Source organism: Kineococcus sp. AC630 (assembly GCF_979255925.1).
This window is the reverse complement of the sequence record NZ_CEEDMJ010000024.1, coordinates 43,569-61,547: the sequence shown is the minus strand read 5'-3', so window position 1 is coordinate 61,547 and position 17,979 is coordinate 43,569. Positions and strand designations below refer to the sequence as shown.

General features: G+C 73.7%; 21 protein-coding genes. 9 read left to right on the top strand and 12 right to left on the bottom strand.

The features are described 5' to 3' along the window. Positions 1–318 (top strand): hypothetical protein (locus AC0I8G_RS21610; RefSeq protein ID WP_471731772.1); only part of this gene is annotated, 318 nt, incomplete at its 5' end. A 29-nt stretch (positions 319–347) separates the two neighbouring features. After that, positions 348–530 carry a hypothetical protein gene (locus AC0I8G_RS21605; RefSeq protein ID WP_471731771.1) on the top strand — a complete coding sequence of 61 codons (183 nt, stop codon included), beginning with the start codon at positions 348–350 and terminating at the stop codon, positions 528–530. A gap of 2 nt (positions 531–532) precedes the next feature. On the opposite strand, the gene AC0I8G_RS21600 is transcribed toward AC0I8G_RS21605, so the two are convergent. Next, positions 533–1,876, bottom strand: coding sequence for a class I SAM-dependent RNA methyltransferase (locus AC0I8G_RS21600; protein WP_471731770.1), 1,344 nt, complete (start codon positions 1,874–1,876; stop codon positions 533–535). Continuing rightward, on the bottom strand, positions 1,873–3,906 hold the full coding sequence (locus AC0I8G_RS21595) for an APC family permease (protein WP_471731769.1): 2,034 nt from the start codon (positions 3,904–3,906) through the stop codon (positions 1,873–1,875). Before AC0I8G_RS21595 ends, AC0I8G_RS21600 begins: the two co-directional genes overlap by 4 nt. A gap of 72 nt (positions 3,907–3,978) precedes the next feature. On the opposite strand from AC0I8G_RS21595, the gene AC0I8G_RS21590 reads away from it, so the two are divergent. The 3 genes from AC0I8G_RS21590 to AC0I8G_RS21580 are packed head-to-tail and all read left to right on the top strand — an operon-like array spanning position 3,979 to position 5,686. Then, the gene (locus AC0I8G_RS21590; protein ID WP_380161683.1) at positions 3,979–4,644 is read left to right on the top strand and encodes a potassium channel family protein; all 666 of its coding nucleotides are present in this window, start codon (positions 3,979–3,981) and stop codon (positions 4,642–4,644) included. Continuing rightward, complete coding sequence (locus AC0I8G_RS21585; protein WP_380262141.1) at positions 4,644–5,303, top strand: potassium channel family protein; 660 nt, start codon at positions 4,644–4,646, stop codon at positions 5,301–5,303. The genes AC0I8G_RS21590 and AC0I8G_RS21585 overlap by 1 nt, the downstream gene beginning before the upstream one ends. After that, complete coding sequence (locus AC0I8G_RS21580) at positions 5,300–5,686, top strand: DUF1801 domain-containing protein (protein ID WP_471731768.1); 387 nt, start codon at positions 5,300–5,302, stop codon at positions 5,684–5,686. Before AC0I8G_RS21585 ends, AC0I8G_RS21580 begins: the two co-directional genes overlap by 4 nt. Before the next feature lie 8 nt (positions 5,687–5,694). Here the strand turns inward: AC0I8G_RS21580 and AC0I8G_RS21575 are convergent, their stop codons facing one another. The 4 genes from AC0I8G_RS21575 to dut are packed head-to-tail and all read right to left on the bottom strand — an operon-like array spanning position 5,695 to position 8,100. Continuing rightward, complete coding sequence (locus tag AC0I8G_RS21575; RefSeq protein ID WP_471731767.1) at positions 5,695–6,375, bottom strand: DUF3159 domain-containing protein; 681 nt, start codon at positions 6,373–6,375, stop codon at positions 5,695–5,697. After that, the gene (locus AC0I8G_RS21570; RefSeq protein ID WP_380161680.1) at positions 6,372–6,773 is read right to left on the bottom strand and encodes an OB-fold nucleic acid binding domain-containing protein; all 402 of its coding nucleotides are present in this window, start codon (positions 6,771–6,773) and stop codon (positions 6,372–6,374) included. Before AC0I8G_RS21570 ends, AC0I8G_RS21575 begins: the two co-directional genes overlap by 4 nt. A 56-nt stretch (positions 6,774–6,829) precedes the next feature. Next, the gene (locus AC0I8G_RS21565) at positions 6,830–7,636 is read right to left on the bottom strand and encodes a DUF3710 domain-containing protein (RefSeq protein ID WP_471731766.1); all 807 of its coding nucleotides are present in this window, start codon (positions 7,634–7,636) and stop codon (positions 6,830–6,832) included. Beyond that, the gene (dut, locus tag AC0I8G_RS21560) at positions 7,633–8,100 is read right to left on the bottom strand and encodes a dUTP diphosphatase (protein ID WP_471731774.1); all 468 of its coding nucleotides are present in this window, start codon (positions 8,098–8,100) and stop codon (positions 7,633–7,635) included. The genes AC0I8G_RS21565 and dut overlap by 4 nt, the downstream gene beginning before the upstream one ends. A gap of 84 nt (positions 8,101–8,184) precedes the next feature. Between dut and AC0I8G_RS21555 the strand changes: the two genes are divergently transcribed. Further along, positions 8,185–8,658, top strand: a complete 474-nt coding sequence (locus tag AC0I8G_RS21555; RefSeq protein WP_471731765.1) for a DUF3093 domain-containing protein — start codon at positions 8,185–8,187, stop codon at positions 8,656–8,658. Here AC0I8G_RS21555 and AC0I8G_RS21550 read toward each other — a convergent pair. Further along, positions 8,633–8,929 carry a DUF4193 domain-containing protein gene (locus AC0I8G_RS21550; protein WP_471731764.1) on the bottom strand — a complete coding sequence of 99 codons (297 nt, stop codon included), beginning with the start codon at positions 8,927–8,929 and terminating at the stop codon, positions 8,633–8,635. The two genes, AC0I8G_RS21555 and AC0I8G_RS21550, sit on opposite strands and share 26 nt — an antisense overlap. A 399-nt stretch (positions 8,930–9,328) precedes the next feature. Between AC0I8G_RS21550 and AC0I8G_RS21545 the strand changes: the two genes are divergently transcribed. Then, positions 9,329–9,586 carry a hypothetical protein gene (locus AC0I8G_RS21545; RefSeq protein ID WP_380262131.1) on the top strand — a complete coding sequence of 86 codons (258 nt, stop codon included), beginning with the start codon at positions 9,329–9,331 and terminating at the stop codon, positions 9,584–9,586. 50 nt (positions 9,587–9,636) lie between these two features. Here AC0I8G_RS21545 and AC0I8G_RS21540 read toward each other — a convergent pair whose 3' ends face one another. Both AC0I8G_RS21540 and AC0I8G_RS21535 read right to left on the bottom strand, forming a co-directional pair. Next, positions 9,637–10,479 (bottom strand): inositol monophosphatase family protein, encoded by an 843-nt coding sequence (locus AC0I8G_RS21540; RefSeq protein ID WP_471731763.1) that lies wholly within the window; start codon positions 10,477–10,479, stop codon positions 9,637–9,639. Then, positions 10,476–11,606 (bottom strand): ferrochelatase, encoded by a 1,131-nt coding sequence (locus AC0I8G_RS21535; protein ID WP_471731762.1) that lies wholly within the window; start codon positions 11,604–11,606, stop codon positions 10,476–10,478. The genes AC0I8G_RS21540 and AC0I8G_RS21535 overlap by 4 nt, the downstream gene beginning before the upstream one ends. Positions 11,607–11,712: 106 nt before the next feature. On the opposite strand from AC0I8G_RS21535, the gene sepH reads away from it, so the two are divergent. Then, positions 11,713–12,828 carry a septation protein SepH gene (gene sepH, locus AC0I8G_RS21530; RefSeq protein WP_471731761.1) on the top strand — a complete coding sequence of 372 codons (1,116 nt, stop codon included), beginning with the start codon at positions 11,713–11,715 and terminating at the stop codon, positions 12,826–12,828. Here sepH and AC0I8G_RS21525 read toward each other — a convergent pair whose 3' ends face one another. From AC0I8G_RS21525 to AC0I8G_RS21515, 3 genes are read right to left on the bottom strand one after another with little or no spacing between them, the layout of a single operon-like run. Next, the gene (locus tag AC0I8G_RS21525) at positions 12,829–13,968 is read right to left on the bottom strand and encodes an alkaline phosphatase family protein (protein ID WP_471731760.1); all 1,140 of its coding nucleotides are present in this window, start codon (positions 13,966–13,968) and stop codon (positions 12,829–12,831) included. A 2-nt stretch (positions 13,969–13,970) separates the two neighbouring features. Beyond that, on the bottom strand, positions 13,971–14,567 hold the full coding sequence (locus AC0I8G_RS21520) for a DUF5998 family protein (protein ID WP_328291917.1): 597 nt from the start codon (positions 14,565–14,567) through the stop codon (positions 13,971–13,973). Positions 14,568–14,613: 46 nt separating this feature from the next. Continuing rightward, positions 14,614–17,304, bottom strand: coding sequence for a bifunctional acetate--CoA ligase family protein/GNAT family N-acetyltransferase (locus AC0I8G_RS21515; protein WP_471731759.1), 2,691 nt, complete (start codon positions 17,302–17,304; stop codon positions 14,614–14,616). Positions 17,305–17,330: 26 nt separating this feature from the next. Here AC0I8G_RS21515 and AC0I8G_RS21510 point away from each other — a divergent pair, with 26 nt between their 5' ends. Then, positions 17,331–17,942, top strand: a complete 612-nt coding sequence (locus AC0I8G_RS21510; protein WP_471731758.1) for a nitroreductase family protein — start codon at positions 17,331–17,333, stop codon at positions 17,940–17,942. Positions 17,943–17,979 lie beyond the last annotated feature (37 nt).

Below are 17,979 nucleotides of genomic sequence, written 5' to 3'. Positions count from 1 at the left end.
GTCCCCGCGCCGGCCACCCGGAACACCCGCCCCGCCGCGGCCCACCGCGCCCTTCCCGCCCGGCGCGTCCCCCGCGCCGTGGAACTGGGCGACGCCGAGTCCGGCGCCGTCCTGACCGCGCTGCTCGCCGGTCTGCGCGCTGTGCCCGAGAAGCCCGTCGTCGACGTCCGCACCCGGGCTCTCGACGCGCTCCGCGCGCTGTGGCAGCGCATCGACGTCGACGGCCTGGCCCTGGTCGCCAAGGCCGGGATCGGCGCCTCGCTCGTCTTCACCGTCGTCCTGCTGGCGTGGCTGGCCTCCGCCGGCCGCCTCGGCTGACCCCCGCCCCGAACGCCCAGGAGAACGCCGTGTCGCTGCTCGTCCGCCGTCCCGCCCGCTACGTCCCGCGCCACTCCACCCGCGAACTCGCGCGGCAGTGGTCGGGGGACCAGGTCATCGACCTCACCGACACCGGCGAGACGCCGGCGCAGGACGTGCTCGCGTCCGTGCTCGCCGGTCTCGACGAGCTCGACCGCGCGGGTCGCGCCTGACGTCAGCCGCGCGGCACGAACCGTGCGACGCACTCCACGTGGTGCGTCTGCGGGAAGAGGTCGAAGGCGCGGAGCCCGTCGAGGACGTAGCCGTGCTCGGCCAGGAACGCGCTGTCCCGGGCGAGCGCGGCGGGATCGCAGGCGACGTAGGCGATCACGCGCGCACCCAGCGCCGCGATCCCCTGCACCGCCTCGCGACCCGCGCCCGAACGCGGCGGATCGAGCACGACGACGTCGACCCGACGGGACGTGAGCTCCACGTCGGTCAGCGACTCCTCGACGGAACCGGCCCACAGCTCGACGTGCTGCTGCCCGTGCAGCGAGCGGCGGGCGTCGCGCACGGCGCGTTCCTCACCCTCCACGGCGAGCACGCTCCCCTCCTCCCCGACGGCGTCGGCGAGCAGGGCCGTGAACAGGCCCGCCCCGGAGTACAGGTCCAGCGCGCTCTCCCCCGGCTGCGGCTCGAGCGCGGCGAGCACGGCCTCGCCCAGCACGGCCGGAGCCGCGGGGTGGACCTGCCAGAACCCGGCCCCGCCGACGCGGAACGCGTGCTCCTGACCCCGCACGGTGATCCGCTCGCCGACCCAGGTGCGGCCGGACACCCGGTGCAGTCCCTCGGGGGTCCGCACCGCCACGGAGGCGTCGGGCAGCTTCGGCAGGTTCGCGTGCCGTGACGGCGTCGGGGTGATCACCACCAACGGCGGGGCGCCGTCGGAACCCGCGGCGACCTCGACGGTCTCCACGTTGCCGAAGCGCTGGTCGAGGACCCCGCTCTCGATCACGGCACGGGTGCTGATCGGGCAGTCCTGCACGGGGACGACGTGGTGCGAGCGGTGTCCGCGCAGACCGGTGCGCCCCTCGGCGTCGACGGCGAACTGGGTGCGGGTGCGCCAGCGCAGACCCTCGGGCCCCGCCAGCGGCGCCTCCTCGACGACGACCTCGAGGTCGAGGCCGGCGAGGCGGTGCAACTGCTCGGCGACGACCCGGGCCTTCAGCTCCCGCTGCTTGGCCGGTGTCGCGTGCTGGAAGTCGCAACCCCCGCACATCCCCGGCCGGGCCACGGGACAGGCCGGCTCGACCCGCGCCGGGTCGGCGCGCAGCACCCGGACGGCGTCGGCGCGCCAGAACTTCGCGCTCGCCGCCCCCTCGGTGATCCGGGCCACGACCCGTTCACCGGGCAGGGCGTGGCGGACGAAGACGACGCGTCCCTCGTGCCGGGCGACGCAGTGCCCGCCGTGGGCGACCGGGCCGACCTCGAGCTCGACCTCGGTCCCGGCGGCGTCCGGACCCGCCTCGGGGCGGGACGCCCGCGCTCGGGTCCGACGGGCTCGGGTGGGACTGCTCACTTGATCTCCTCGCTGGGGGCGGGACCGAAGGTTCCCCGCCGCACGACCCCGGGGGCGGCACGTTCGACGCGGTCCTCCAGACCCTCGGAACTGCTGAGCTGCCACGGGACGCTGGCGACCATCACCCCGGGCTGGTAGCGCAACCGGGCGCGCAGGCGCAGCGCCGACTGGTTGTGCAGCAACGTCTCCCACCAGTGGCCCACGACGTACTCGGGCACGTAGACGATGACGAGGTCGCGCGGGTACCGCTTGCGCAGCGCCTTGACGTGGTCGACGACGGGCCGGGTGATCTCGCGGTACGGGGAGTCCAGCACGGTGAGCGGGATCGGGATCCCCATCTCCTCCCACCGCTTCTGCAGCGCCGCGCTCTCCTCCGGTTCGACGGCCACCGTCACGGCCTGCAGCTCCGTGGGTTTGGCGGCCCGGGCGAAGGCCAGCGCCCGCAGCGTCGGCTTGTGGATCTTCGACACGAGCACGACGCTGCGCACCCCCGTCGGCAGCGCCTTGGGCTTGGAGTCCGGACCGATCTCGAGCTCGCGGCTCACCGACGTGTAGTGGCGCCGGATGAGCTTCATGTTCACGAAGACGAAGACCATGGCGATGATCGCGATGTAAGCGCCCTGGGTGAACTTCGTCAGCAGGACGATGACGAGGACGAGACCGGTGAGGCCCAGGCCGATGCTGTTGATGACGCGCGAGCGCCGCATCGAGGCGCGCTTGGCCGGGTCGGTCTCGGACTTCAGGTGACGGGTCCAGTGCCGGATCATCCCGGTCTGGCTCATCGTGAAGGAGACGAACACCCCGATGACGTAGAGCTGGATGAGGCGGGTGACCTCGGCGTCGAAGGCGACGATGAAGCCGATCGCGACGAGCGCGAGCGCGATGATGCCGTTGGAGAAGGCGAGCCGGTCCCCGCGGGTGTGCAGCTGCTTGGGCAGGAAGCCGTCGCGGGCCAGGATCGAGGCGAGCACCGGGAAGCCGTTGAAGGCGGTGTTCGCGGCGAGCACCAGGATGATGCCGGTGGCCGCGGTGACGACGTAGAAGGCGACCGGGAAGTGGTCGAAGACCGTCGCCGCGAGCTGGCCGATGATCGGGTCCTGCACGTAGCTGTCGCCGACGGGGACCCCGTTGCGCAGCAGCTGGGTCGCGGGGTCCTCGGCGAAGCGGATGTGGGTCAGGTTGGCCAGGGCGATGATGCAGACGAGCATCGTGACGCTGAGGGTCCCCAGCAGCAGCAGCGTCGTCGCCGCGTTCTTGCTCTTGGGCTTCTGGAAGGCCGGCACCCCGTTGCTGATGGCCTCCACCCCGGTCAGCGCGGCGGCCCCGGAGGAGAACGCCCGCAGGATGAGGAACGCCCCGGCCACGCTCGTGAGGCCGCCGGAGAGGTCGTGCTCGGCGGCGAGGTCGAAACCGGCGCTCGGGGCCTGCGGCAGCGTCCCGCCCAGCAGCCGGACGAAGCCCCAGATCGCCATGCCCAGCACCGAGAACATGAAGACGTAGACGGGGATCGCGAAGGCGGCGCCGCTCTCGCGCAGCCCCCGCAGGTTCGCCGTCATGAGCAGCAGCACGAGCACCACGGCGAAGGCCGCCTCGTGCCCGCGCAGGACGGGGATCGCCGCCGCCGCGTACTGGGCCCCCGAGGAGACCGACACCGCGACGGTCAGCACGTAGTCGACCAGGAGCGCGCTGCCGACGGTCAGGCCGGCGTTGGGCCCGATGTTGACGGTCGCGACCTCGTAGTCACCGCCCCCCGAGGGGTAGGCGTGCACGTTCTGCCGGTAGGACGCGACGACCGTGAACATGACCACCACCACCGCGGCGGCGATCCACGGCGAGAGCGTGTAGGCCGCGATCCCCGCGATCGAGAGGGTCAGGAAGATCTCGTCCGGTGCGTAGGCGACCGAGCTGAGGGCGTCGGAGGCGAACACGGGCAAGGCGATGCGTTTGGGGAGCAGGGTCTCGGACAGTCGTTCGCTGCGGAACGGCCGCCCCACCAGTACGCGCTTGATCGCGTCCGTCACAGAGGGCACGTCTGGAGATGCTAGGCGGTGACCGGGTGTGCGCCGTGCTCGGAGCGCGCCCCAGGCGGTAGCGTCTGACCCGTGCACTTCGTGATCATGGGCTGTGGCCGGGTGGGGTCGAGCTTGGCCCTCACCGTCGAGCAGCGGGGCCACAGCGTCGCGGTCATCGACCAGAACGCCGACGCCTTCCGCCGACTCGGCCCGACCTTCGCGGGCCGGCGGGTGACCGGGGTCGGCTTCGACCACGACACCCTGGTCGAGGCCGGCATCCACGAGGCCGGCGCCTTCGCCGCGGTGTCGTCGGGGGACAACTCCAACATCCTCGCCGCGCGTGTCGCCCGCGAGAAGTTCGACGTCGACAACGTCGTCGCCCGCATCTACGACCCGGGTCGTGCCGAGATCTACCAGCGCCTGGGCATCCCCACCATCGCCACCGTGCGCTGGACGGCGGACCAGGTCCTGCGTCGGCTCGTGCCCCAGGGGGCGCTGAGCGAGTTCCGCGACCCCTCCGGACGGGTGGTGCTCATCGAGACGCCCGTGCACGAGGACTGGACCGGGAAGCCGCTCTCGGCCCTGGAGGCCGCGGCCGGGGTGCGCGTCGCCTACGTGACGCGGCTGGGTCAGGGGGTCGTCCCGACCCGCGGCATGGCCTACCAGGACGGCGACATCGTCCACGTGGTCGTCGCCGACGAACGACAGCCGCAGGCCAGCGCCGTGCTCGCCGCGGCCCCGGAGGAGGGTTCCTGATGCGCGTCGTCATCGCCGGCGCCGGGATCGTCGGCCGGTCCATCGCCCGTGAGCTGCTCGGCAACGGTCACCGGGTGCTGCTCATCGACCGCAGCCCCACGGCCATGAAGATCACCAGCGTCCCCGATGCGCAGTGGCTGCTCGCCGACGCCTGCGAGATCGCCAGCCTCGACGAGGCCGAACTCGCCGACTGCGACGTCGTCGTCGCCGCGACCGGCGACGACAAGGCGAACCTCGTGGTGTCGTTGCTGGCCAAGACGGAGTACGGCGTCCCGCGCACGGTCGCCCGGGTGAACAACCCCAAGAACGAGTGGCTCTTCGACGAGGCGTGGGGGGTGGACGTCGCGGTGTCGACGCCGCGGCTCATGACCGCCCTGGTCGAGGAGGCCGTGAGCGTCGGCGAACTCGTCCGGCTCTTCACCTTCCAGCAGGGCCGTTCCTCGATGTCGGAGTACACCCTCGAGGAGGGGAGCCCCGTCCTGGGGCGCACCGTCGGCGAGGTCGTGTTCCCCGAGGACACGGTGCTCGTCGCGATCGTCCGCTCCGAGCGGCCACTCCCCCCGACCCCCGACGACGTGCTCGAAGCCGGGGACCACCTGCTCTTCCTCTCCGTGCCCGACGCCGAGGCCGCGCTGCGGACGATGCTGGGGACCCCGTGAGCGAGGAGAGCCCCACCGCGAAGATCGACGAGCTCGTCGCGAAGAGCACCGGCTGGCGCGGGGACGTGCTGGCGCAGGCCCGCGCGGCGATCCTCGAGGCCGATCCCGGCGTCGTCGAGGAGTGGAAGTACATGGGCGCCCCGGTGTGGTCGCTGGGTGGGACCCTCGTCGTCGGGAACGTCTTCAAGGAGAAGGTGAAGCTGGGTTTCCTCTGGGGCGCCTCGCTCCCCGACCCCGACGGGTTGTTCAACGGTGAACTCGGCGGCAACCAGCGCCGCAGCGTGGAGTTCTCCGAGGGCGACGAGGTGCGCGTGGAACCCCTGAAGGCCTTGGTGCGCGCCGCGATCGAGCACAACGCGACCAAGGCCGGGAAGAAGCGCTGAGCCGGGGCTCAGACCTCGGCGACGGGTTCCGGATCGACCGAGGGAGCCAGCGGGGTGTTCCCCTTGAGCAGCATCAGTCCGGCGATCGCGATGCCCGCCACCAGCAGCGGCCAGCCCAGGACCAGCTTGCTGATGGCCAGCGCCGTCGTGTTCCCGCTCAGGTAGAGCGGTAGCTGCACGGCGGCGCGGACGACGTAGCCCGCGAGCAGCAGCCCGGTGAGCTTCTGGCAGAGCGACACGATGCCCTTGTCCCGTCGCCAGGCGGTCGGGTCCTCGGTGACGGCGCCGACGAGGAAACCCACGACGGGCCACCGCGCGAGCATCGAGAGCGCGAACACCACGGCCAGACCGAGGTTGAGCAGGATGCCGGGCAGGAACACGTCCTGGGCCCGTCCCGTGCGGGAGGCGATGAAGGCCGCGACCGCGGTGGTGAGGATCCCGCCCAGCGCGTGCTGGAGGGTCTCCCGGCGGGCGACGCGGGCCACGAGGGCGACCAGCAGCACCGCGAGGGAGGCACCGACGGAGACCTTGAGGTCGTGGGTCACGAGCCAGCTGACCAGGAAGGCCAGCGCGGGTGCGGCGGAGTCGAGCAGGCCTCGCCACCCACCCAGGGCCGTCGACAACCGTGTCCGGACGAGGTCCTCGACGGTGGTGGGCGGAGTGCTCGGGGGAGGTGGCGAGGGACTCACGCCTTCTCGGAGCAGAGCAGTTCGTAGACGGGGTTGAAGATCACCCGCTGGCCGTCGTCGCACGCGACGAGACCTCTCGCCTTCACCCGGCGCCCGGGCTCGACCCCGGCGATCCTGCGGCGGCCGAGCCAGACCAGCGACACCGAGCCGGACCCGTCGAACAGCTCCGCCTCCAGCGCCGGCACACCACCACGGGGCCGCAACGTCACCGACCGCAGGGTCCCGCACACGCAGGCCTTGGTGCGATCCGGGATCTGACCGCACGGGGTCCCGCCCTGACGGACGGTCTCCTCCTGCGCCTCCTCGGCAGCCAGGTCGGACTCGGAAGCGGTGAAACGCGCGAGCGCACGCCGCCAGAGCGGCGCACTCAGCACTGAGGACTTCGGCACGGCACCCACGATAGGCCCCTTCACACGGTCGGAGGGAACAACACCACCCGATGTGGCGATGTTCCTCAGCGCACCTCGGTGATCTCGGGTCCGCGCTCGAACGGCTTGAGCTCTTCGCGCCCACCGTTCTGCCCGGGGGCACCCTCGGCCTCGACGGCGGCCTCCGGCTGCTCCGGCTGGGGCGGCAGCGTGAGGGGGATGAGCTCGCGCGGGGCCATGGCCTCCCCGCCGCGGACGACGACGACGTCGCGGACGACGGCCTCGAGCTCCGCGGCCGCCGCCGCGTCGTGCCCGGCGTGCCCGGAGAAGACGGCGCGCAGGAACCACCGGGGGCCGTCGATGCCGGCGAACCGGGTCGGCTGGTGGGCCGTGCGGCCGTCCTCGGTGCGCACGGGCAGGCGGCAGAGCAGTTCGCGGCCCAGCGGGCCGTCCTGCTCCTCCGAGGTGCCGCCCTGGGCCACGACGGCGGCGGCGATCTCCTCGCGGATCTCGTCCCAGACACCGGCGCTGCGGGGCGCGGCGAAGGTCTGCAGCTGGACCGTCGAGCCGTTCATCCCGATCGTCACCGCGATGACGCGCTGGGTGGCCTCCTCGACCTCGAAGCGCAGCTCCATGCCCTCGCGGCCGGCCAGGCGCAGACCGCCGAGGGCGAGCCGGGCGTCGTCCTCGTCGACCTCGGACTCGTCGTAGGGACCGTCGGTCCGGTCGAAGGTCTCGCTCGCGACGGCCTTGGCGGGGGCGCCGGCCGCGGCGGCCGCCTCGGCCTCGGGGTCGCCGACGACTCCGGCGGCCGCGGAGACGGTCTCGTCCTCGGAGAGGTCTGGACCGGGACCGGCGTCGGTCTTGCCCTTGCGGCGGTTGAACAGGCTCACGGTCGCTCCTCGCGGGACGGGCTGCTGGTCGGGGTGGTCTGGAGGGCGTCGCTGCCGCCGGTCGAGCCGTGGCCACCGGCGCCGCGCACGGACTCCGGCAGCTGCGCGGCGGGGACGAAGCGCACCCGCTCGACCCGCTGGACGACGAGCTGGGCGATTCGGTCACCCGAGTGCAGCTCGACGGCCTCACGCAGGTCGGTGTTGTGCAGCGTGACGCGGATCTCGCCGCGGTACCCGGCGTCGACGGTGCCCGGCGCGTTGAGCGTGGTGAGACCGCGCTTGGCGGCGAGCCCGGAACGGGGGACCACGAAGGCGGCGTAGCCCTCGGGGAGGGCGATGGAGACGCCGGTCGGGACGGTGACCCGCTCCCCCGGCCCGACGACGACGTCGACGCGCGTGGTGAGGTCCGCCCCGGCGTCGCCCGGGTGGGCGTAGGTCGGCAGGGCCTCGGGGACGGTGAGCACCGTCTCGACCGCGAGGGTCTGCTGGAGCTGATCGGTCACGGGGCTCGACACTACCGTTGCGCCCGCGCGTGCGACCCTGACCGGGTGCAGAGCGTGACGCAGGAGACGGGGTGGGACGGCCGCGAACGCTGGTGGCCGGCCTTCACGAGCTGGTTGACGTGGTTGCCGGCCGTCTTCGGGGGTGCCTTCATCGCCTTGCCGATCTGGGGCCCCAGGGGCGCGCTGATCGGTGCGGTGGTGGGGGCGCTGTTCGGCGTCGGGGTGCTGTTGAGCCTGTCCTGGTCGACGAGCCTGACCGACACGGAGTTCCGCGTCGGACGGGCCCGGCTGCCGCTCGCTGTCGTCGAGCAGGTCGACGTCATCGCGAAGGGTGAGCGGCGGGCCGCGCTGGGGCCCGGGCTGGACGCCCGGGCCCACCTCGCGATCCGTTCCTGGATCCCCACCGCGGTGCGGATCCACCTGGCCGACCCGACCGACCCCACCCCCTACTGGGTGGTCTCGACGCGTCAGCCGCAGCGGCTGGCCGCCGAGATCAGGCGGCGCAGTCGTTGCAGATGATGCGCCCGTCGGGCGCGTTGTAGAGCTGACTGCGGTGCACCACCAGGAAGCAGCTGGTGCACGTGAACTCGTCCTGCTGACGCGGGAGGACCCGCACCGACAGCTCTTCGTTGGAGAGGTCGGCGCCGGGCAGCTCGAAGCCCTCGGCCGCTTCCGTCTCGTCCTCGTCGACCGTGCCCGAGCTCTTGTCCGTCCGCCGGGCCTTCAGCTCCTCGATGGAGTCCTCGGGCTCGTCGTCGTTCTTGCGCGGTGCGTCGTAGTCGGTCGCCATGACCCTGCCTCACACTCCATGCCGTCTCGTGGTGCGCTCACCGGACTTCCGGTGCGGCGAGCTCAACACCGCTCGTGCTCGATCCATGCCCGCCCGGACGTCCGGGGACGTGGTCGAGCGAGCACGCATCATGACCTACCCGCGCGCCCAGTTCGAACCGGGGCGGGTCGCAGGACGCTCGCACCCCACGACGCACTTCCGTCCCGCCGTGCACAAGCGTGCTCACACAACGCCTTTGGGGCGTCCGCCATCGTCCACAGACGGACACCCCGGGAGTTGGCCGCGAGGCCGCGGGGCCGTACTCTGAACGCGTCCCCGCCGATCGGCCGCTCGTCCCACGCGCCCAGCGTCGGGCCGCGAGCGCCGGGCCCCCGAGCAGTCCAGGGAGGTGCCGTACCCGTGCAGGAACCCATCTCGTCCCCCACGTTCGTGGCCGAACTGTCCGAGCGCGTCCAGCGGACGCGCGCCACGATCGACTCCGCCGCCGCGAACGGCGACGACGACCTCGCTCAGGCCTTCCTGGACGACCTCGAGGCCCTCGTGGACCTCGCCGCCGCGCACGACGTGGCCCTGCCCGACACCGTGGCCTACCTCGCGGACCACCAGCACGGTCGCGTCCTCGACCTGCGGTCCAGCACGAGCTGCGCGACGGCCTGATCGGCCTCGATCCACCTCGACGCAGCGAAGCCTGACCCTCGACCCGAGGGTCAGGCTTCGTCGTTCCCGAGGGCCTTCCGCAGGTGTTCGTGCAGGTCAGAGCCTGCGGCGAGCAGTCCGTGGGAGCCGGCCGGCCCTCCGTCGAAGTCCGTCACGACGGCTCCGGCCTCGGTGGCCACCAGGAGCCCCGCCGCGAAGTCCCAGGGGTTGAGCCCCCGCTCGTAGTAGGCGTCGACGCGACCCGCGGCCACCGAGCACAGGTCGAGCGAGGCCGTCCCGACGCGTCGCAGGTCCCGGACCCGTGGGAGCAGCTGCGCCACCACCGCGGCCTGCTCGGCCCGGCGCCCGGCGTCGTAGCCGAAGCCCGTGGCGACCAGCGCCTGACCGAGCCGGGGTCCGGCGGAGGTGGTGAGGCGCCGCGTCCCCCGGCTGTCGGTCAACGTCGCCCCCAGGCCCCGGGCCGCCGTCCAGGTCTCCGACTGGGAGGGGTCGACGACGGCTCCGGCCAGCACCGTCCACGTCGCCGGGTCGGGCCGTTCGGGTGATTCCTCGTCGAGGACGACCGCGACGCTCACCGCGTAGGCCCGCAGGCCGTAGAGGTAGTTGACGGTGCCGTCGATCGGGTCGACGACCCACGTCAACCCGCTGCGCCCGGGCTCGAAGCCGCCCTCCTCGCCGAGGAAGGCGTCCTCGGGGCGCAGCCGGGCGAGTTCGGTCCGCAGCAGCTGCTCGGAGGCGGTGTCCATGGCCGTGACCACGTCGGTGGGGCTCGACTTCGTCGCGGCGACCTCGACCCGGTCCGGACGCCCCGCGGAGATCAGCTCCCCCGCGGCCAGGGCGACCGTGACGGCGATCTCGCGCAGCTGCGCGACGTCGGGTGCGGGGCGGCTCACCCGTGGGCCACGGCGGGGGCCCGGAAGTCCTCACCGGTCGCCGCCGGCAGGGCGACCCGCAGGTTGCGGCAGCAGTCGACCGGGCAGACCGTGTGCGAGGCCCCGAGGGCACCGCTGGTGGGTCGGGCGGGGTGCCCGCCCCGCGCCTCCTCGGCACGTTCCTCGACGAGGTCGACGAGACCGGCGACGAACTGCGCGTGCGCCCCGACGGTGGCCGCGCGGGAGAAGGGCAGGCCGATCTCCTCGGCGGTCTCCGCAGCCTCGGTGTCGAGGTCGAACTTGACCTCCATGTGGTCGCTGACGAAGCCGATCGGGGCCACGACGACGCCCGGCACGCCGTCGGCGTGCAGGGCGCGGAGGTGGTCGTTGACGTCGGGTTCCAGCCACGGCTGGGTGGGCGGGCCGCTGCGGGAGCAGTACACGAGGTCCCAGGGCAGGTCGTGCCCGGCCCGCAGCGAGGCCTGGCGGGCGACCTCGGCGGCCACGGCCTCGTGCTGGCGCACGTAGGCGCCGCCGCCCGCGGCCGGCGGCCCGGAGACGTCGTTCATGGCGTCCGGGATGCTGTGGGTGACGAAGACCACCCGGGCCCCGGTGCGGGTCTCGGCGGGGAGGTCCTCGAGGGCGTCGGCGACCGCCTGGGCGTTGACCTCGGTGAAGGCCGGGTGGTTGAAGTAGTGGCGGATCTTGTCGACCTCGAGCTCGCGCCCCTCCTCGGCCAGGGCCTGCAGCGACTTCCCGAGGTCCTCGCGGTACTGCCGGCAGCTGGAGTAGGAGGAGTAAGCGCTGGTGAAGACGGTGAGCACCTTGCGGGCCCCGGCCTCGTGCGCCTCGCGCAGGACGTCGGTGACGTAGGGCTCCCAGTTGCGGTTGCCCCAGAGCAGCGGCAGCCCACCGAGCCCCCGGGCGTCGAGCTCGACGCGCAACTGGGTCAGCAGTTCCTTGTTCTGGTCGTTGATCGGGCTGCGCCCGCCGAAGTGCAGGTAGTGCTCGGCGACGGCGGCCAGGCGTTCGCGCGGGATGCCGCGGCCGCGGGTGACGTTCTCCAGGAACGGCATCACGTCGTCGGGGCCCTCGGGGCCACCGAAGGAGAGGAGCAGGAGGGCGTCGTACGGGGTCGCGTCACTCACGTCGTCATTCTCAGCACACCGTGCGGGTGTGCGCGCCCCGGGGTCGGAGGTGGCAGAGTGCACCCGCGATGATGATCGACCACACACAGCCGGGAGGACGCCCCTCATGCAGGACCTGAGGCTCGTCGGGGTCCACGACGACGGGGAGCACGTCGTGCTCGTGGCGACCGACGGCAGCCGGTACCGGTTGCGGGTCGACGAGGCGTTGCGCGCGGCCGTGCGCCGTGATCGCGCCCGCCTGGGTCAGCTGCAGATCCAGATGGAGGCGCAGCTGCGGCCCCGCGACATCCAGGCCCGGATCCGGGCCGGGGAGACCGCCGAGGACGTGGCCGCCGCGGGTGGGCTGACGCTGGAGCACGTCCGCCGCTACGAGGGACCGGTCCTGGCGGAACGGGCCCACGTGGTCGGCCTCGCCCGGCGCACGCCGTACGGGCGTTCCTCGGTCGCGGGCAGCCTCGACGACGTCGTGGTCTCCCGCCTCTCCGCCCGTGCCGTCGACCCCGAGGGTGCCCGCTGGGACGCCTGGCGCGAGGACGACGGGTCCTGGACGGTGCAGTGCGAGTTCGTCGCCGGTGGCCGTGGCCGCGTCGCCCGCTGGGGGTTCGACGCGAGCGCCCGGGTGCTGTCCGCGCTCGACGACGAGGCCCGCTGGCTGAGCGAGGAGGAACCGAGCGAACCGGGGCCGCTGCCCGCCCGTCGGCTCGTCTCCGTCAACGGTGAGGGCCGCGCCGGCGACCGCTCCGGCGAGCGCGTCTACGACGTCGAGGCCGACGGCGGGGTCCGGACCAACCAGACCGACGACCTGCTCGACGCCCTCGACCACCAGCGCGGGGTCCGCCCCGAGTCCGCGCAGCCGCCGGCCCCCGACAACTCCGGATCGGCCCCGCGCGTCGACGACCTGACCGCCGACCCGCCGCCGGCGCACCCCGCGGCCTCCGCCCCCGACGAACTCGAGGACCGGACGGTCCTGCCCGGCCACGAGCCGGGACCGGTCGAGGCCGAGGAACCGGAGGCCCTCGAACCGGAGGCCCTCGAACCGGAGGCCGTCGAACCGGAACCGACCCCGGAGCCCGAACCGGAGATCGCGGCGGAGGCTCCTGTCGAGAAACCCGCTCCCCGACGCCGCAACCGCTCCGCCGGCCGCAGCGGCGGTTCCTCGGGCTCCAAGCGCCCGAGCGTCCCGAGCTGGGACGACATCATGTTCGGGACGAAGAAGGACTGATCAGCAGAAGACGGAGAAGAGCGGCACGAGGCGTTCCAGGTCGGAGAGCGCCCCGTGCTGTCCGACCAGGCGCAGGGTCTCGGGCCGCATCCGGGCGGAGTTCACGACGGCGATCGGTTCGCGCATGACGGCGAGGACGTCGCCGATGCGTCCGGCGACGCGTTCCTCGACGGGGCCGAACCAGCCGGCGGCGATCGCCTGCTCGCGCAGCACGACCTCGGCGGAACCCCCGAACCGGGTCTGCCAGGTCTGCGCGACCTGCTGCGCCGCACCGGGTTCGGTGTAGAGCTGGACGGTCCGGGGTTCTCCGCCGGCGTGTCGCACACCCCGCAGGAGTTCCGGTTCGGCGGCGAGGTCGAGACGGTCCGGCGACGCGACGTCGACCATGCCGTGGTCGGCGGTGACGAGCAGCAGGGTCCCCTTCGGCAACCGGCGGGCCAGCTGTCCCAGGGCCTCGTCGACGCGTTCGAGCTCCGCGGTCCACTCCCCCGACTCGACGCCGGAGCCGTGACCGGTGTGGTCGAGCTTCCCCCAGTAGAGGTAGGTCAGCTGGCGCGGGGCCGAGCGGACGGCGGCGACGGCGGCGTCGACGCGGGCCTCGAGGCGTTCCGGGGTCCCGACGAAACGTCCGCCGCGCAGGGCGGCCTCGGTCAAGCCCGAACCGTCGAAGTGCGGAGGGGCCACCCGGACGACGTCGACCTCCCCGGCGACGACCTGCTGGAAGACCGTGGTGTGCGGTTGCCAACGGCGCGGGTCCACCGCGCTGTCCCACTGGAGTTCGTTGAGCAGCACGTCCCGGTCGGGGTCCAGGACCTCGTAGCCGACGAGACCGTGCCCGCCGGGGGCGAGACCGGTGCCGAGCAGACCCATGCTGGTCGCCGTCGTCGTCGGGAACCCGGCGGTGAGGGTGCGGTGCAGGCCGTCGGCGCGCCAGCGGCGCATCGTCGGCGCGTGCCCGGACCGGCTCTGCAGGGCGAGGTCGCCCATCCCGTCGATCAGGACGAGGCAGACCCGTTGCGCCCCGGGGAGGAGCAGGTCGGGTGAGGCGTCGGCGAAGTCCGGCAGCCGCAGGGCCCGAGCGACCGCGGGGAGGAGGTCGGCGAGGGTGTCGCGACCGTAGCCGGGGGCGGGGAGCAGCACGCTCAGCGCGAGGTGACGGCGGACAGCGCGCGGGCGAAGGCGAGCGCGGCGGCGACGGCGTCGGCCCCCTCGGCCGCGCCGGCGATCCGGACGGTGAGGTCGTCGCCGGTGAGGGACCCGGTGTAGCCGTGGTCGGCCTCGCAGTCGGGGTCGGGGCACGACGCCGGTTCGAGGTCGACGCGGTGCAGCGCACCCCATCCCAGCGTGAGGCTGACCTCCGCGGGGGTGCTGCCGACGCGGTGGTCGGCCGGTCGGGTGACGACCTGGGAGACCACGACGGAGTGCACCCTCGTCAGCGGGACCGACTCCGTCGAGCAGATCGCGTAGGCCTCGCTCGCGGTCTCGTCGGGGGCGTGGTCGTCGGCGTGCGCCACGACCAGGCGGGTCGGCGTCGTGGCCAGGACGGTGACGTGGCGTCGCACCTCGTTGGCGTCGAACGTCGTCTCGGGGTGCACGAGGTGGAACTCGACCGGCTCACCGGCGACGGCGGTGCGCAGGCTGTCCGCGACGAGAGTCGGGTAGTAGCCGGCCCGCTCGAGGTCGGTGAGCAGTCGGGCGGGGAGGTCGGTGCCCTCGCGGGTGTCGGTGCGCTCGCGCATGCCACCATCCTCGCGCACGTCGCGGCGGCGCCTCACAACGGCAGGCTCACAGCGGCAGGGTCCGCCGGTCGGGGTCGGCCCGGCCCTGGGGCGCGGCGACCCGCACGACGGCGTCCAGGACGCTCACCCCCCGCTCGGCGACGAGCACCGGCGACAGGCGGAGTTCCGCGATCTCCGGGAGCGCGTCGGCGACGACGGCGACGCGGGCGATGACGTCCTGCAGCGCGGTGACGTCCAGCAGCGGGGAGCCGCGGTGCCCGAAGAGCTTGGGCGCGGCCCGGACGGAGCGGACCAGGTCGGAGACGTCCACGTCGGTGAGCGGCGGGATCCGGTAGGCGATATCCCCCATGAGGTCCAGCGGATCGCCCTCGATCCCGAAGGACAGCACGGGGCCGAACAGCGGGTCCTCGTCGCTGCGGACCAGGCAGGGCACGCCGAGGGGGGCCATCGGCTGGACGGCCAGCGTGCGGGCCCCGTCGCCGAAGACGTCGCGCATCTCCCCCACCGCGTCCCGCAACGCGTCCGGGGTGGACAGCCCCAGGCGCACCCCGCGCAGGTCCTGGCGCCCCGAGAGCTCCTCGCCGACGGTCTTGAGGGCCACGGGCCAGCCGAAGCGTTCCGCGGCCTCCACGGCCTCCTCGACGCCGTCGACCTCGGCCCGGGGCAGCAGCGGGACCCCGATCGCCTCCAGCAGCGCGGTCCGTGCGTCGCGGCTCAGGTTCGTCCCCTCGGGGTGCTCGCGCAGGGCCTCCTCGACGAGGGTCCGGGCCAGGGCGAGGTCGACGCCCTCGGGGGCCACCGGCCGGCCGCGGTCCTTGCGCCGCCAGTGCGCGTAGCGGACGACGGCCGCCAGCGCGCGGACGGCGTCCTCGGGGGTCGGGAAGCTGGGGACGGTCGGGACGTCGGGCAGGTCGGGGGCGCCCGCGTCGACCCCGAGGAGGGTCGCGGACACCGAGCGGGTGCCGAGGAAGCACGTCACGCAGGTCTTGCCCCCCTCCCCGGCGGTGCGGGCCACGGCGACGGCGACGGTCGCGTCGACGGTCGCCGTCGGGGGGACCCAGCTGGCGACGACGGCGTCGACCTCCGGATCGGCGAAGGCGGCCCGCAGGGCGGCCGTGAACTCCTCGGCGCCGGCCTCGGGGTGGACGGCCTTGGGGCCGTGCACGACCTGCAGGCCCCAGCTGACGCAGGCGTCGGCGGCCAGGGTCCCCAGGGCGTCGGAGTTGCCGACGATGGCGATCCGCGACCCCGCGGGCAGGGGCTGCTCGACGGCGACCTGGGCGACGTCGAAGAGCTGGTGGACGTTCTCGACGCGGATGACGCCGGCCTGGCGCAGCATCGAGTCGACGACCTCGAAGGGCACCTGCGAGGCCCGCACGGCGTGCCCGGGCGGCACGCCGAACCCCGACGCGCCGGACTTCACGACGATGACGGGTTTGCGCCGGGCGAGCCCGCGCGCGACCCGGCTGAACTTGCGCGGGTTCCCGACGCTCTCCAGGTAGAGACCGACGGCCGCCGTCGCGTCGTCGTCGTGCCAGAACTGCATGAGGTCGTTGCCGGACACGTCGGCCCGGTTGCCCGCCGAGACGAACGTCGAGATGCCCAGCCCCCGGCGTTGCGCCGAGCTGAGGACGGTCACGGCGAGCGCGCCCGACTGGCTGAACAGCCCGAACCGCCCCGCCCGGGGGACGTCCTCGGCCAGGGAGGCGTTCAGCCGGACCGCCGGGTCGGTGTTCACGACGCCGAAGGAGTTCGGTCCGATGACGCGCATGCCGTTCGCCCGGGCGATGCGGACGAGTTCCCGCTGCAGTTCCGCCCCCTCGGGGCCGGTCTCGGCGAAACCCGACGACACCACGACGATGCCGCGCACACCCGCTGCGGCGCAGTCGTTGACGGCCTCGATGACGGCGGCGGGCAGCACGGCGATGACGGCGAGGTCGATGGGGTCGGCGATGTCGCGGACGGACGCGAGCAGCGGGATCCCCAGCAGCGTCTCCCCCACCGCGGCGGGGTTGACGGCGTGGATCGCGCCGGTGAACCCACCGGTCACGAGGTCGGCCAGCAACCGGTGTCCCACCGTGCCGGGGGTGCGCCGGGCCCCGATCACCACGACCGAGGACGGGGAGAGCAGCGCCGTGACGCTGCGCGACTCGGCGCGTTGCTCACGGGCCCGCATGACGTCGAGGGAGCGCTGGGTCGGGTCGATGTCGAAGGAGACCTCCAGGACGCCGTCGGAGTAGCCCTGGCGCACCTCGAACCCGGCCTCGCGGAAGACCCCGATCATCTTCGCGTTCTGCGGCAGGACGTCGGCCGTGAACCGGCGGATCCCGCGCTCGCGGGCCGCGGCGGCCAGGTGCTCCAGCAGGACCGAGCCGAGCCCGCGGCCCTGGTGGGCGTCGGAGATGTTGAAGGCGACCTCGGCCGAGCGGGGCCTGCCGGGTCGGACGGGGGCCGCGTCGAAGCGGGCGATGCCGACGATGTCGTCGCCGACGGTCGCCACCAGCGCGACCCGGTCGACGTGGTCGACCTGGGTGAAGCGGGCGAGGTCACGACGCGAGAGGCGCGGCATCGGGGCGAAGAAGCGGAAGTAGCGGGACTCGTCGGACTGGCGGACGTGGAAGTCGGCCACCAGGTCGGCGTCGTCCGGCCGGATGGGCCGCACGTGCGCCGTCCCGCCGTCCCGCAGGGCCACGTCGGCCTCCCACCGGGTCGGGTAACCCACAGGCGGCAGCGGCATGGTGGTGATCCTAGGACGATGGGGGCGTGGAGTTCTGGGAGGTCCTGGCCCGACGTCGGATGGTGCGCCGCTACGACGGCGCCCCGGTGGAGGAGGAGGTGCTGCGGCGCGTGCTGAGCGCGGCGCTGCGGGCCCCGAGCGCGGGCAACAGCCAGGGCCGCGACCTGCTGGTCCTGCGCAGCGCGGCCGACCGCGAGCGGTTCTGGGCGCGCACGGCGCAGCCCGGTCCGGCCGACGGGTGGCTGGCCGGCATGCGCACCGCACCCGTCGTGGTCGTCCTGCTCGCCGACCCCGGCGCCTACGCCCGCCGCTACGCCGCGCCGGACAAGCCGGGGCCCGACCGGGACGCGGCGCACTGGGAGGTGTCCTGGCCGGACGTCGACACCGGGATGTCGGGGTTGCTGGTGCTGCTCGCGGCCGTCGACGCAGGACTGGGCGCGTGCCTGTTCGGGGTCCCCACGGCCGCGCACGCCGCCGTGCGGGAGGCCTTCGGGGTGCCCGCGGACCGCCGCGTCGTCGCCGCGCTGACCCTGGGCCACCCCGCCGCCGACGAGGCCTCACGCCCCTCGCGGGCCCACCGGCGGACCCTGGCCGACACCGTCCACGACGGCCGCTTCGACGCGCCCTGGGGCGGCTAGGACACGATCGCGCCCTGCGGGACGGCAGAATGCGGCT

Bases quoted from the DNA above. Each gene is read 5' to 3' on its own strand.
- AC0I8G_RS21585 (WP_380262141.1), top strand. From the start codon at position 4,644: ATGCGCGTCGTCATCGCCGGCGCCGGGATCGTCGGCCGGTCCATCGCC.
- AC0I8G_RS21550 (WP_471731764.1), bottom strand. From the start codon at position 8,929: ATGGCGACCGACTACGACGCACCGCGCAAGAACGACGACGAGCCCGAG.
- sepH (WP_471731761.1), top strand. From the start codon at position 11,713: ATGCAGGACCTGAGGCTCGTCGGGGTCCACGACGACGGGGAGCACGTC.
- AC0I8G_RS21520 (WP_328291917.1), bottom strand. From the start codon at position 14,567: ATGCGCGAGCGCACCGACACCCGCGAGGGCACCGACCTCCCCGCCCGA.
- AC0I8G_RS21515 (WP_471731759.1), bottom strand. From the start codon at position 17,304: ATGCCGCTGCCGCCTGTGGGTTACCCGACCCGGTGGGAGGCCGACGTG.